Origin of the sequence: Streptomyces sp. MS191 (assembly GCF_008042125.1) — a bacterium.
In the GTDB taxonomy this organism is placed as follows: Bacteria; Actinomycetota; Actinomycetes; order Streptomycetales; family Streptomycetaceae; genus Streptomyces.
Genome location: NZ_RDBI01000040.1, coordinates 1,621,807 through 1,635,501 on the forward strand (window position 1 = coordinate 1,621,807; position 13,695 = coordinate 1,635,501).

A 13,695-nucleotide genomic window follows, 5' to 3' on the forward strand; every position below is an offset into this window, starting at 1 on the left:
AAGGGAGCTCGAGGGATGCAGCAGGCACCTGTGCTGACGAGCGCGGCGGATCCCGCGTCGCCGGCCTGGCAGGCCAACGAGGCGGCCCACCACGAGCTGGCCGCGACCCTGCGCGCCAAGCTCGCGGCGGTCGCGCTCGGCGGTGGAGAGAAAGCCCGCGCCCGGCACACCGCGCGCGGCAAGCTGCTGCCGCGGGACCGGGTGGACACGCTTCTGGATCCGGGCTCGCCCTTCCTGGAGCTGGCCCCGCTCGCGGCGAACGGGATGTACGACGACCAGGCGCCCGCCGCCGGGGTCATCGCCGGCATCGGCCGGGTCTCGGGCCGCGAGTGCGTGATCGTCGCCAACGACGCGACCGTCAAGGGCGGCACGTACTACCCGATGACGGTGAAGAAGCACCTGAGGGCCCAGGAGGTGGCGTTGGAGAATCGTCTCCCCTGCCTCTACCTGGTCGACTCGGGCGGCGCGTTCCTGCCGATGCAGGACGAGGTCTTCCCGGACCGCGAGCACTTCGGCCGGATCTTCTACAACCAGGCGCGCATGTCCGGTGCCCGCATCCCGCAGATCGCGGCGGTCCTCGGCTCCTGCACGGCCGGCGGCGCCTACGTGCCGGCGATGAGCGACGAGGCCGTCATCGTGCGGAACCAGGGCACGATCTTCCTGGGCGGACCCCCGCTGGTGAAGGCGGCGACCGGTGAGGTCGTGACGGCCGAGGAGCTGGGCGGCGGCGAGGTGCACTCCCGCACCTCCGGCGTCACCGACCACCTCGCCGAGGACGACGCCCACGCCCTGCGGATCGTCCGCAACATCGTCGCGACGCTCCCCGAGCGCGGCCCGCTGCCGTGGTCGGTCGAGCCGGTCGAGGAGCCGAAGGTCGACCCGGCCGGGCTCTACGGCGCGGTACCGGTGGACTCGCGCACGCCCTACGACGTGCGCGAGGTCATCGCGCGCATCACCGACGGCTCGCGCTTCCAGGAGTTCAAGTCGGAGTACGGCCAGACGCTGATCACCGGCTTCGCCCGGATCCACGGCCACCCGGTGGGCATCGTCGCCAACAACGGCATCCTGTTCTCCGAGTCCGCCCAGAAGGGCGCGCACTTCATCGAGCTGTGCGACCAGCGCGGCATCCCGCTGCTGTTCCTCCAGAACATCTCCGGATTCATGGTCGGCCGGGACTACGAGGCGGGCGGCATCGCCAAGCACGGCGCCAAGATGGTGACCGCGGTGGCGTGCACCCGCGTGCCGAAGCTGACGGTCGTCGTCGGCGGCTCCTACGGCGCCGGCAACTACTCCATGTGCGGCCGGGCGTACTCGCCCCGCTTCCTGTGGATGTGGCCCAACGCCAAGATCTCGGTGATGGGCGGCGAGCAGGCCGCCTCCGTGCTCGCGACGGTCAAGCGCGACCAGCTGGAGGGGCGCGGCGAGAGCTGGCCCGCCGAGGACGAGGAAGCCTTCAAGGACCCGATCCGCGCACAGTACGAGCAGCAGGGCAGCGCCTACTACGCGAGTGCCCGGCTGTGGGACGACGGCGTCATCGACCCGATGGAGACCCGGCAGGTGGTGGGCCTCGCGCTCACCGCGTGCGCCAACGCCCCGCTCGCCGACCCCGCCTTCGGCGTCTTCCGGATGTGAGTGACAGATGACCATGTTCGACACAGTCCTGGTCGCCAACCGAGGCGAGATCGCGGTCCGGGTCATCCGCACCCTGCGGGCCATGGGCGTCCGTTCCGTCGCCGTCTTCAGCGACGCGGACCGGGACGCGCGCCACGTGCGGGAGGCCGACACGGCGGTCCGGCTCGGCCCGGCGCCCGCCTCGGAGAGCTATCTCTCCGTGGAGCGCCTGCTGGAGGCGGCCCGCCGCACCGGCGCGCAGGCCGTCCACCCCGGCTACGGCTTCCTCGCGGAGAACGCGGCCTTCGCGCAGGCGTGCGCGGACGCAGGCCTGGCCTTCATCGGCCCGCCCGCCTCCGCGATCTCGCTGATGGGCGACAAGATCCGGGCGAAGGAGACGGTGAAGGCGGCGGGCGTGCCCGTCGTGCCGGGCGCCGCCGACCCCGAACTGGAGGAGGCCGCCCGCGAACTGGGCGCTCCGGTCCTGCTGAAGCCCTCGGCGGGCGGCGGCGGCAAGGGCATGCGCCTGGTGCGCGACCTGTCGACGCTGACGGAGGAGATCGCGGCGGCGCGGCGCGAGGCCCGGTCCTCGTTCGGCGACGACACCCTGCTCGTGGAGCGGTGGATCGACCGTCCCCGCCACATCGAGATCCAGGTCCTCGCCGACGCCCACGGGAACGTGGTGCACCTCGGGGAGCGCGAGTGCTCGCTCCAGCGGCGCCACCAGAAGATCATCGAGGAGGCGCCCAGCGTCCTGCTCGACGAGGAGACGCGCGCCGCGATGGGTGCGGCGGCGGTCGAGGCGGCCCGCTCCTGCGGCTACGTGGGCGCCGGCACGGTCGAGTTCATCGTCCCGGGCGTGGACCCCTCCTCGTACTACTTCATGGAGATGAACACCCGCCTCCAGGTCGAGCACCCGGTGACCGAACTGATCACGGGCGTGGACCTGGTGGAGTGGCAGCTGCGGGTCGCCGCGGGCGAGCCGTTGTCCTTCGGCCAGTCCGACGTGCGCCTGACGGGCCACGCGATCGAGGCCCGGATCTGCGCGGAGGACCCGGCGCGCGGCTTCCTGCCGTCCGGCGGCACGGTCCTGTCCCTGCGCGAGCCGCAGGGCGACGGGGTGCGGACGGACTCGGGCCTGAGCGAGGGGACGGAGGTCTCCAGCCTCTACGACCCGATGCTCTCGAAGGTCATCGTGCACGCGCCGGACCGCGCCACCGCGCTGCGCCGGCTGCGCGCGGCCCTGGCGGACACGGTCACCCTGGGCGTGCCGACCAACGCGGGCTTCCTGCGCCGTCTGCTGGCACACCCGGACGTGGTGGCCGGGGACCTGGACACGGGTCTGGTGGAGCGCGAGGCGGACGGCCTGGTCCCCGAGGGCGTACCGGACGAGGTGTACGCGGCGGCCGCGCTGCTGCGGCAGTTCCCGCCGGGATCCGGCGCGCCCGCGGGCTGGACGGACCCCTTCGACGCCGGCAGCGGCTGGCGGCTGGGCGGCCGGCCGGCCTGGACTCCGCGCCCCTTCCGCGTCCCGGGCCAGGACCCGGTGACGATGCGGGTGCGGGGCACGTCGGCGGAGGCGGAGCTCGCGCTCGGTGAGTCCGCGGCGGAGCCGACGGCGGCGGGAGTCGGGGAGATCTCCGCGCACCACGTCTCCGTGCGCCTCGACGGGCTCACCCATCACTTCCACCGCGCCGACTCGGCCGAGGGGACCTGGCTCGGCCGGGACGGCGACGCCTGGCACGTCCTCGACCACGACCCGGTCGCCAGCGCCCTGTCCGGTGCCGCGCGCGGCGGGGCCGACACGCTCGCCGCGCCGATGCCCGGCACGGTCACCGTCGTGAAGGTGGCCGTCGGGGACGAGGTCGAGGCAGGACAGAGCCTGCTGGTCGTCGAGGCGATGAAGATGGAGCACGTCATCTCCGCCCCGCACGCCGGCACCGTCACCGAGCTGGACGTCACACCCGGCAACACCGTCGCCATGGACCAGATCCTCGCCGTGGTGACCCCCAGGGAGGAATCATGACCACGGGCCTGCCCATGCGCGTGCCCGCCCCCGGGCTCCCCGCCCGGGTCCGGATCCACGAGGTCGGGCCCCGCGACGGGTTGCAGAACGAGAAGAACGTCGTGCCGACCGCGGTCAAGGCCGAGTTCGTGCGCCGCCTCGCGGACGCCGGCCTCGGCACTGTCGAGGCGACCAGCTTCGTGCACCCCAAGTGGGTGCCCCAGCTGGCCGACGCCGAGGAGCTGTTCCCGCTGCTCGCCGGCGTGCCCGCCCGGCTGCCCGTCCTGGTGCCCAACGAGCGCGGCCTCGACCGCGCGCTGGCACTCGGCGCCCGGGAGATCGCCGTCTTCGCCTCGGCCACCGAGTCCTTCGCCCGGGCCAACCTCAACCGGACCGTCGACGAGGCGCTGGCCATGTTCCGGCCGACCGTCACGCGGGCCATAGAGCACGGCCTGAAGGTCCGCGGCTATCTCTCGATGTGCTTCGGCGACCCCTGGGAGGGGGCCGTCCCGGTGGAGCAGGTCGTCCGGGTCACCAAGGCGCTCGCGGACATGGGCTGCGACGAGCTGAGCCTCGGCGACACCATCGGCGTCGCCACCCCCGGGCACGTGGAACAGCTCCTGGCCGCGCTCGCCGAGGCGGGGGTGCCCGCCTCCCGGCTCGCCGTGCACTTCCACGACACCTACGGCCAGGCGCTCTCGAACACCCTCGCCGCGCTCCGGTGCGGCGTCGGCACCGTCGACGCCTCCGCCGGCGGCCTCGGCGGCTGCCCGTACGCCAAGAGCGCCACCGGCAACCTCGCCACCGAGGACCTCGTGTGGATGCTCGACGGCCTCGGCATCGAGACCGGGGTCGATCTGGCCGCCCTCACCGCCACCAGCGTGTGGATGGCCGACCAACTGGGCCGACCGAGCCCTTCCCGTACCGTCCGCGCGCTCTCCCACAAGGAGTCCTAGCAATGTCGCTCGACCACCGGCTCTCCCAAGAGCACGAGGAACTCCGCCGCACCGTCGAGGAGTTCGCGCACGACGTCGTCGCCCCGAAGATCGGCGACTACTACGAGCGCCACGAGTTCCCGTACGAGATCGTCCGCGAGATGGGCCGCATGGGCCTGTTCGGCCTGCCCTTCCCCGAGGAGTACGGCGGCATGGGCGGCGACTACCTCGCCCTGGGCATCGCCCTCGAGGAGCTCGCCCGGGTCGACTCCTCCGTCGCCATCACCCTGGAGGCGGGCGTCTCGCTGGGCGCGATGCCGCTGCACCTGTTCGGCACCGAGGAGCAGAAGCGCGAGTGGCTCCCCCGGATGTGCTCGGGCGAGATCCTGGGCGCGTTCGGCCTGACCGAGCCGGGCGCCGGCTCGGACGCCGGCGGCACCCGCACCACGGCCGTGCGTGACGAGTCCACCGGCGAGTGGGTCATCAACGGCTCGAAGTGCTTCATCACCAACTCCGGTACGGACATCACCGGTCTGGTGACGGTCACGGCGGTCACCGGCCGCAAGTCCGACGGCCGGCCGCTGATCTCCTCGATCATCGTCCCCGCCGGCACCCCGGGCTTCACCGTCGCCGCCCCGTACTCCAAGGTCGGCTGGAACGCCTCCGACACCCGCGAGCTGTCCTTCGACGACGTGCGGGTCCCGGCGGCGAACCTGCTCGGCGAGGAGGGCCGCGGCTACGCGCAGTTCCTCCGCATCCTGGACGAGGGCCGGGTCGCGATCTCGGCGCTCGCGACGGGCCTCGCGCAGGGCTGCGTCGACGAGTCGGTGAAGTACGCGAAGGAGCGGGTGGCGTTCGGCCGTCCGATCGGCGAGAACCAGGCCATCCAGTTCAAGATCGCGGACATGGAGATGCGGGCGCACATGGCCCGCATCGGCTGGCGTGACGCGGCGTCGCGCCTGGTGCTCGGCGAGCCGTTCAAGAAGGAGGCGGCGCTGGCGAAGCTGTACTCCTCCACGGTGGCGGTCGACAACGCCCGGGAGGCCACCCAGATCCACGGCGGCTACGGCTTCATGAACGAGTACCCGGTGGCCCGGATGTGGCGCGACTCCAAGATCCTGGAGATCGGCGAGGGCACCAGCGAGGTCCAGCGCATGCTGATCGCCCGCGAGTTGGGCCTGCCCGCCTGACGGTACCCGCCGCCCGGCCGTCCTCCGTGCCCGTCGCCCTCCCGGGGTGGCGGGCACGGTCGCGTCCCGGGGCGAAGGAATCCGCACCCCACCCGTTCAAGCCAACGTGAGGTTAGGCTAACCTATCTTCGATCTCTCCCGTCGGMTCGATCCCACCCGATCGATCCAGCCCGCCCAGAAGGTGGCCCGACTCCGATGACGACCACTGAGACCGTCCCCTTCCGCTTCTTCCCGCTCCAGGTCGACCGGACGAGGCGGCTCGGCCCCTCACTGGTCCGCATCACCTTCACCGGGGAGGACCTGAAGGGCTTCGCCTCGGGCGGCCGCGACCAGTCGCTCTCGCTCTTCCTGCCGCACCCCGGCCAGCCGGAGCCGGTCCTGCCGCCGCTCGACACGGACGACCTGTACGCGGTGCTCGGCGCCTGGCGCGCCATGCCCGCCGACGAGCGGGCCGTGATGCGCTCGTACACCGTCCGGGAGCAGCGCACCGCCCCCGACGAGATCGACATCGACTTCGCACTGCACGAGGACGGCGGCCCGGCCTGCCGCTGGGCCCAGCAGGCCGCGAAGGGCGACCGGGTGGTCGTCCTGGGCCCGGCCGTGCCGAAGAACACGGGGGTCCGCTTCCAGCTGCCGGCCGACGCCGACTCCGTCCTCGTCTGGGCGGACGAGACGGCCCTGCCGGCCGCCGCCGCGATCCTGGAGTGGCTGCCCGCGGACACGCGGGCGCACGTCCATCTCGAAGTGCCGTACGCCGGGGACCGGATGGAGCTGGCGACCGAGGCCGACGCCACGATCACCTGGCTGGTCCGCGAGGAGGGTGCGCCGTCCGCGGTGGAGGCGGTGCGCGGGGCCGAGCTGCCCGGCGACGCCCCCTACGTGTGGATCGCCGGAGAGTCGGGTTCGGTGAAGGCGCTGCGCCGCCACTTCGTCGGGGAACGCGGACTGGACCGGCGCCGGGTGACGTTCGTCGGCTACTGGCGCAAGGGGCTGTCGGAGGACGCCCTGCGCGAGGTGCCGGACGAGACCCAGGAAGACGCGTAGGCCCCGTCCCGCCCGCGCCCGCCGGCTCGTGCACCCGCGCCGGGCCACGCGTTCCGCCGCGCCATGGCGAAGCGGCGTCCGCCCCGATCCGGCACGACCGTCACGGCACCCCCGGCCCACGGCACCCCGCTCGACGGAGGGCGCCCGGGACGCCAACTGCTGTGACACGAGAGGGACGAGGGGTCGTTGCGAACTTAACTTAGGTTAGGCTAACCTAAGTTTGTTGTCGCCTCTCGCCCCTCCCTGTGTCCGGAGGGAGCGACCGAGTCCCGTACCCGGGAAGGACCCTGCATGCGCTCGCACCTGCTCAATGACGCCACGGCGGAGAGCTACCGACGCTCCGTCACCGAAGGAGTCGAGCGGGTGGCCGACAAACTCGCCACGACGCGACGCCCGTTCACGGGGGTCACGCCGGCCGAGCTGGCCCCGGTCATCGACGCCGTGGACCTGGACCGGCCCCTGGGCGACGCCTCCGCGGCCCTCGACGAGCTGGAGGACGTCTACCTCCGCGACGCCGTCTACTTCCACCACCCGCGCTACCTGGGCCACCTCAACTGCCCGGTCGTCATCCCCGCCGTCCTCGGCGAGGCGGTCCTCTCGGCCGTCAACTCCTCGCTCGACACCTGGGACCAGAGCTCGGGCGGCACCCTCATCGAGCGCAAACTGATCGACTGGACCACCGGCCGCATCGGCCTGGGCCCGGCGGCGGACGGCGTCTTCACCAGCGGTGGCACCCAGTCCAACCTCCAGGCCCTGCTCCTCGCCCGCGAGGAGGCCGGCACCGACGACCTGAGCCGCCTGCGGATCTTCGCCTCCGAGTGCAGCCACTTCAGCGTCCAGAAGTCCGCCACCCTCCTCGGGCTCGGCCGCGACGCCGTCGTCTCCGTCCCCGTCGACCGCGACAAGCGCATGCAGTCGGTCATCCTCGCCGCCGAGCTGGAGACCTGCCGCGCCGAGGGCCTGATCCCGATGGCGATCGTCGCCACCGCCGGCACCACGGACTTCGGCTCCATCGACCCGCTGCCCGAGATCGCCGCACTGGCCGCCGAGTACGGCGCCTGGATGCACGTCGACGCCGCGTACGGCTGCGGCCTGCTCGCCTCGCGCACCCGCCGCCACCTCCTGGACGGCATCGAGCACGCCGACTCGGTCACCGTCGACTACCACAAGTCCTTCTTCCAGCCGGTGAGTTCCTCCGCCGTCCTGGTCCGTGACGGTGCCACCCTGCGCCACGCGACCTACCACGCGGACTACCTCAACCCCCGCCGCAGCGTCGCCGAGCTGATTCCCAACCAGGTCGACAAGTCCCTCCAGACCACGCGCCGTTTCGACGCGCTGAAGCTGTGGATGACCCTGCGCGTGATGGGCGCCGACGGTGTCGGCGAGCTCTTCGACGAGGTCTGCGACCTGGCCGGGGCCGGCTGGGACCTGCTGGTCGCCGACCCGCGCTACGACGTCGTCGTCGAGCCCCGGCTGTCCACCCTCGTCTTCCGCTACATCCCCGAGGCCGTCACCTCCCCCGCCGAGATCGACCGGGCCAACCTCCAGGCCCGCAAGGCGCTGTTCGCCTCGGGCGAGGCCGTCGTCGCCGGCACGAAGGTCGACGGCCGCCAGTACCTGAAGTTCACCCTGCTCAACCCCGAGACGACCCCGGCCGACATCGCCGCCGTCCTCGATCTGATAGCCGGCCACGCCGAGCAGTACCTGGGAGAGAACCTTGTCCACGCAGCCTCTTGATTTCATCGGCATCGGACTCGGTCCGTTCAACCTCGGCCTGGCCTGCCTGACCGAGCCCGTCGACGAGCTGGACGGCCTCTTCCTGGAGTCCAAGCCGGACTTCGAATGGCACTCGGGCATGTTCCTGGAGGGCGCGCACCTCCAGACGCCCTTCATGTCCGACCTGGTCACGATGGCCGACCCGACCTCCCCGTACTCCTTCCTCAACTACCTCAAGGAGAAGGGCCGGCTCTACTCGTTCTACATCCGCGAGAACTTCTATCCGCTGCGCACGGAGTACAACGACTACTGCCGCTGGGCGGCCGGGAAGCTGTCCTCCATCCGCTTCTCCACGACCGTCGCCTCGGTCTCGTTCGACGAGGCGGACGAGGTCTACGTGGTGCGGACCGAGGCCGGCGAGACGTTCCGCGCCCGCCGGATCGTGCTGGGCACCGGCACCCCGCCCTACGTCCCGGAGTCCTGCCGGGAGCTCGGCGGCGACCTGATCCACAACTCGCGCTACCTCCCCCACAAGGAGGCTCTCCAGGCGAAGAAGTCGATCACCCTGGTCGGCAGCGGCCAGAGCGCGGCCGAGATCTACTACGACCTCCTCTCGGAGATCGACGTCCACGGCTACCGGCTGAACTGGGTGACCCGCTCCCCGCGCTTCTTCCCGCTGGAGTACACCAAGCTCACCCTGGAGATGACCTCCCCGGAGTACGTGGACTACTTCCACGCCCTCCCCGAGGAGACCCGCTACCGCCTGGAGAGCGGCCAGAAGGGCCTGTTCAAGGGCATCGACGGCGAGCTGATCGACGCCATCTTCGACCTGCTCTACCAGAAGAACCTGGCCGGCCCGGTCCCCACCCGGCTGCTGACCAACTCCGCCCTGAGCTCCGCCGCGTACGACGACGCGACGGGCACCTACACCCTGGGCTTCCGCCAGGAGGAGCAGGAGAAGGACTTCACGGTGGAGACCGAGGGCCTGATCCTCGCCACCGGCTACCGCTACGCCGTCCCCGCCTTCCTGGAGCCGGTCCGCGACCGGATCAACTGGGACGGGCAGGGCCGCTTCGACGTGGCGCGCAACTACGCCATCGACACGACGGGCCGGGGGATCTTCCTCCAGAACGCCGGCGTGCACACCCACTCCATCACCTCGCCCGACCTGGGCATGGGCGCGTACCGCAACGCCTACATCATCGGGGAGATGCTGGGTTCGGCCTACTACCCCGTCGAGAAGACCATCGCGTTCCAGGAGTTCTCCGTATGACCGTCCGCTTCCGCCCGCTCGACCCGCTGGCCGACGCCGAGCTGATCCACCCGTGGGTCACCCACCCCAAGGCCGCGTTCTGGATGATGCAGGGCGCGAAACTCCAGGACGTGGAGCGCGAGTACATGGCGATAGCCGCGAACCCGCACCACGACGTCTTCATCGGCCTGGTCGACGACGAGCCCGCCGTCCTCATGGAGCGCTACGACCCGCGCCACGTCGAGCTGGTGGGCCTGTACGAGCCGCAGCCCGGTGACGTCGGCATGCACTTCCTGGTCGCGCCCACGGACACGCCCGTGCACGGCTTCACGCGCCTCGTGATCACCGCCGTGATGCGCGAGCTGTTCGACGACCCGGCGACCGCCCGTGTCGTCGTCGAGCCGGACGTGCGCAACACCGCCGTCCACGCGCTCAACGCGGCCGTCGGCTTCGTGCCGGAGCGGGAGATCCGGAAGCCCGAGAAGGACGCGCTGCTCAGCTTCTGCACGCGCGAGCAGTTCGACGCCGCCGTGGGAGCCGCCCTGTGAACCCCGTCGCACACCTCACGCCCGAGCGCTGGGCCGACGCCAACCGGGCGCTGATCCGCAAGGGTCTCGCCGAGTTCGCCCACGAGCGGCTGATCCACCCGCGGGAGCTGGGCGAGAGCCGCTACGCGGTCCTCAGCGACGACGGCGCGACCGAGTACCGCTTCACGGCCGACCGCTTCGCGCTCGACCACTGGCAGGTCCTCCCCGAGTCCATCAGCCGCCACCGGGGCAGCGAGCGGCTGCCGCTGGACGCCCTGCAGTTCATCACCGAGCTGCGCGGCGCGCTGGGCCTGAGCGACGAGATCCTGCCGGTGTACCTGGAGGAGATCTCCTCGACCCTGGCCGGCACGGCGTTCAAGGCGACCAAGCCGCGTGTCGCTTCGGCCGAGCTGGCGCGGGCGGACTTCCAGGAGATCGAGACCGGGATGACCGAGGGTCACCCCTGCTTCGTCGCCAACAACGGCCGGCTGGGCTTCGGCGTGGACGAGTTCCGCGCCTACGCGCCGGAGGCGGCGAGCGAGATCCACCTGATCTGGCTGGCCGCGCGCCGGGACCGCACCACCTTCACGGCGGGCGCCGGCCTCGCGTACGAGAGCTTCATCCGCGCCGAGCTCGGCGACCGGGCGGTCGACGGCTTCGCCGCCACCCTCGCCGAGCGGGGCCTGGACCTGGCCGACTACCTGCTGATGCCGGCCCACCCCTGGCAGTGGTGGAACAAGCTGTCGGTGACCTTCGCCGCCGAGGTGGCGCAGGAGCGCCTGGTCTACCTGGGCGAGGGCGACGACGCCTACCTCGCGCAGCAGTCGATCCGTACCTTCTTCAACACCTCGGACCCGGCCAAGCACTACGTCAAGACGGCGCTGTCGGTCCTCAACATGGGCTTCATGCGGGGGCTCTCGGCCGCGTACATGGAGGCCACCCCGGCGATCAACGACTGGCTGGCCGGCCTGATCGAGGCCGACTCCGTCCTGAAGGCGGCGCGGTTCTCGATCATCCGCGAGCGGGCCGCGATCGGCTACCGGCACCTGGAGTACGAGGCCGCCACCGACCGCTACTCGCCGTACCGCAAGATGCTCGCCGCGCTCTGGCGGGAGTCCCCGGTGGCGTCGCTCGAGCCGGGCGAGCGCCTCGCGACGATGGCCTCGCTCCTCCACGTCGACCACGCGGGCGCGTCCTTCGCGGGCGCCCTGATCAAGGACTCGGGGCTCGCCCCGACCGCGTGGCTGCGCGGCTACCTGGACGCGTACCTGCTGCCGGTGCTGCACAGCTTCTACGCGTACGACCTGGTCTACATGCCGCACGGCGAGAACGTGATCCTCGTCCTCGACGAGCGGGGCGCGGTCACGCGGGCGGTGTTCAAGGACATCGCCGAGGAGATCTGCGTCATGGACCCGGCCGCGGTGCTGCCGCCGGCCGTGGAGCGGGTCCGGGCCGAGGTCCCCGAGGACATGAAGCTGCTCTCGGTCTTCACGGACGTCTTCGACTGCTTCTTCCGCTTCCTCGGCGCCACGCTGGCGTCGGAGGGCGTCCTGGACGAGGACGACTTCTGGCGGACGGTCGCGGAGTGCGTCCGCGGCTACCAGGAGTCGATGCCGGAGCTCGCGGACAGGTTCGCGCAGTACGACGTGTTCGCCGAGACCTTCGCGCTGTCCGCACTGAACCGGCTCCAGCTGCGCAACAACCGGCAGATGGTGGACCTGGCGGACCCGTCGGCGGCGCTCCAGCTGGTCGGCGACCTGGTGAACCCGATCGCGCGGTTCGCCCGATAGACCGGCGCATGTCCGGCGGAGTACGGTCCTCCGCCGGACATGCGCTCCGTCCTGCCCCGCTCCCCCGCTCCCGGCGGCCCTACTCGGCCGGCCAGGGCACCTGCGGCGAGCGGTGGTAGTCGATCCCGAGGGCCGTCATGCGCGGCCCCTGTTCCGCGAGCCGCACCCTGTAGGTCTCCCAGTCGTGCGTGGCCGCCGGCGACCAGCCGAGCTCCGCCACGCCCGGCAGGCGCGGGAAGGCCATGCGGTCGATGTGCGCGCTCTGCGAGATCGTCTCCGTCCACAGCGGCGCCTCGACGCCCCGGACCGCCGACTCGGGCACGTCCGGCAGATAGGCCCCGGGGTCCCAGTCGTAGGAGCGCCGGACCTCGACGTAGCCGGCCCAGGACAGGCCCAGCGGGGTGTCCTGGGTGTACTTCATGTCGAGGTAGACCCGGTCGGCCGGAGAGAGGATCAGCCCGGTGCCGTTCCGCGCGGCGCGGGCCACCTGTGCCTTCTCGGCCGCCGAGGAGCGGTCCAGGCCCCAGTACTGGGCGAGCGCCCCCGGTGCGGGCGTGGCACCGGTGAGCTGGTGCCAGCCGATGACGGTCTTGCCGTACTTCGCGACGATCGGCTGCACGCGGTCCATGAAGGCGACGTAGTCGGCGTGGCTGGTGGAGTGCGCCTCGTCGCCGCCGATGTGGAGGTAGCGCCCCGGGGTGAGCGCGGCGATCTCCCGGATCACGTCGTCCACGAAGTCGTACGTCTCGGGCTTCGCCACGCACAGCGAGCTGAAGCCGACGGAGGTGCCGGTGTAGAGCGGTGGGGCGATCCCGTCGCAGTTGAGCGCGGCGTAGGAGGCCAGGGCCGCGTTGGTGTGTCCCGGCATGTCGATCTCGGGGACGACCTCCTGGTAGCGGGAGGCGGCGTGGCGCACGATCTCCCGGTAGTCGTCCTTCGTGTAGAAGCCCCCGGGGCCGCCGCCGACCTGGGTGGAGCCGCCGTGCGCGGCGAGGCGGGGCCAGGAGTCGACGGCGATCCGCCAGCCCTGGTCGTCGGAGAGGTGCAGGTGCAGCGTGTTGATCTTGTAGAGGGCGAGCTGGTCGATGTAGCGCTTGACCTGGTCGACGGTGAAGAAGTGACGTGAGACGTCGAGCATCGCGCCCCGGTGGGCGAAGCGCGGGGTGTCGGTGACGGTGCCGCCGGCCACGGTCCAGGGCCCCGGCTGGACGGTGTCCCGCTCCACGGCGGCGGGCAGTTGCTGGCGCAGCGTCTGGACGCCGCGGAACAGGCCGGCGGGCCGGTGGGCGGTGAGGGTTACGCCGCCGGGGCCGGACTCCAGCCGGTACCCCTCCTCGCCGAGCGCGGACTCGCCGGCGCGCAGGCGCAGCAGGATGCCGCCGCGCCCGGCGGAGTCGTCGACGACGGGCAGCGGGAGGCCGGTGGAGGGCCGCAGGATCCCGGCGAGGTAGCCGCCGACGGCGCGGGCCTCGCGGGAGCCCTTGTCGACCCGGATGCGGGTGGCGGCGGTGAGTGCGTAGGGCGCCCCGCCCGGGGTGACGGAGGCGGGCACCGGGACGATCCGGCCGAGCGGCCGGGGAGCAGCGTCCTGCTCGGCGAAGGGCGCCGCGGAGGAGGGGCCGGGG

General features: G+C 71.9%; 10 protein-coding genes. 9 read left to right on the forward strand and 1 reads right to left on the reverse strand.

The window, feature by feature from the left end; genetic code table 11:
• Nucleotides 1–15 precede the first annotated feature (15 nt).
• The 9 genes from EAO71_RS14375 to EAO71_RS14415 all read left to right on the forward strand — a co-directional run bounded on the left by EAO71_RS14375 (nucleotide 16) and on the right by EAO71_RS14415 (nucleotide 12,070).
• The gene (locus tag EAO71_RS14375; protein WP_147978097.1) at nucleotides 16–1,632 is read left to right on the forward strand and encodes a carboxyl transferase domain-containing protein; all 1,617 of its coding nucleotides are present in this window, start codon (nucleotides 16–18) and stop codon (nucleotides 1,630–1,632) included.
• A 13-nt stretch (nucleotides 1,633–1,645) separates the two neighbouring features.
• Nucleotides 1,646–3,637, forward strand: coding sequence for an ATP-binding protein (locus EAO71_RS14380; protein ID WP_147979293.1), 1,992 nt, complete (start codon nucleotides 1,646–1,648; stop codon nucleotides 3,635–3,637).
• Nucleotides 3,634–4,572 (forward strand): hydroxymethylglutaryl-CoA lyase, encoded by a 939-nt coding sequence (locus EAO71_RS14385; RefSeq protein ID WP_147978098.1) that lies wholly within the window; start codon nucleotides 3,634–3,636, stop codon nucleotides 4,570–4,572. Before EAO71_RS14380 ends, EAO71_RS14385 begins: the two co-directional genes overlap by 4 nt.
• A gap of 2 nt (nucleotides 4,573–4,574) precedes the next feature.
• Nucleotides 4,575–5,741, forward strand: a complete 1,167-nt coding sequence (locus EAO71_RS14390) for an acyl-CoA dehydrogenase family protein (protein WP_147978099.1) — start codon at nucleotides 4,575–4,577, stop codon at nucleotides 5,739–5,741.
• 195 nt (nucleotides 5,742–5,936) lie between these two features.
• Entirely contained in the window at nucleotides 5,937–6,785 is an 849-nt protein-coding gene (locus EAO71_RS14395) for a siderophore-interacting protein (protein WP_147978100.1), read from the forward strand.
• A 291-nt stretch (nucleotides 6,786–7,076) separates the two neighbouring features.
• Complete coding sequence (locus EAO71_RS14400) at nucleotides 7,077–8,522, forward strand: pyridoxal phosphate-dependent decarboxylase family protein (protein WP_147978101.1); 1,446 nt, start codon at nucleotides 7,077–7,079, stop codon at nucleotides 8,520–8,522.
• Nucleotides 8,503–9,774 carry a lysine N(6)-hydroxylase/L-ornithine N(5)-oxygenase family protein gene (locus EAO71_RS14405; protein ID WP_147978102.1) on the forward strand — a complete coding sequence of 424 codons (1,272 nt, stop codon included), beginning with the start codon at nucleotides 8,503–8,505 and terminating at the stop codon, nucleotides 9,772–9,774. The genes EAO71_RS14400 and EAO71_RS14405 overlap by 20 nt, the downstream gene beginning before the upstream one ends.
• Nucleotides 9,771–10,301: a GNAT family N-acetyltransferase gene (locus EAO71_RS14410; protein ID WP_147978103.1), complete on the forward strand. Its 531-nt coding sequence runs from the start codon at nucleotides 9,771–9,773 to the stop codon at nucleotides 10,299–10,301. The genes EAO71_RS14405 and EAO71_RS14410 overlap by 4 nt, the downstream gene beginning before the upstream one ends.
• Nucleotides 10,298–12,070 carry an IucA/IucC family protein gene (locus EAO71_RS14415; protein WP_147978104.1) on the forward strand — a complete coding sequence of 591 codons (1,773 nt, stop codon included), beginning with the start codon at nucleotides 10,298–10,300 and terminating at the stop codon, nucleotides 12,068–12,070. Before EAO71_RS14410 ends, EAO71_RS14415 begins: the two co-directional genes overlap by 4 nt.
• A 79-nt stretch (nucleotides 12,071–12,149) precedes the next feature.
• Here the strand turns inward: EAO71_RS14415 and EAO71_RS14420 are convergent.
• The coding region (locus EAO71_RS14420) for a beta-N-acetylhexosaminidase (RefSeq protein WP_147979294.1) at nucleotides 12,150–13,695 on the reverse strand (1,546 nt) is incomplete at its 5' end.

Coding starts and splice junctions, on each gene's coding strand:
- EAO71_RS14395 (WP_147978100.1), top strand. CDS start 5,937: ATGACGACCACTGAGACCGTCCCCTTCCGCTTCTTCCCGCTCCAGGTC.
- EAO71_RS14375 (WP_147978097.1), top strand. CDS start 16: ATGCAGCAGGCACCTGTGCTGACGAGCGCGGCGGATCCCGCGTCGCCG.
- EAO71_RS14385 (WP_147978098.1), top strand. CDS start 3,634: ATGACCACGGGCCTGCCCATGCGCGTGCCCGCCCCCGGGCTCCCCGCC.
- EAO71_RS14380 (WP_147979293.1), top strand. CDS start 1,646: ATGTTCGACACAGTCCTGGTCGCCAACCGAGGCGAGATCGCGGTCCGG.
- EAO71_RS14400 (WP_147978101.1), top strand. CDS start 7,077: ATGCGCTCGCACCTGCTCAATGACGCCACGGCGGAGAGCTACCGACGC.
- EAO71_RS14410 (WP_147978103.1), top strand. CDS start 9,771: ATGACCGTCCGCTTCCGCCCGCTCGACCCGCTGGCCGACGCCGAGCTG.
- EAO71_RS14390 (WP_147978099.1), top strand. CDS start 4,575: ATGTCGCTCGACCACCGGCTCTCCCAAGAGCACGAGGAACTCCGCCGC.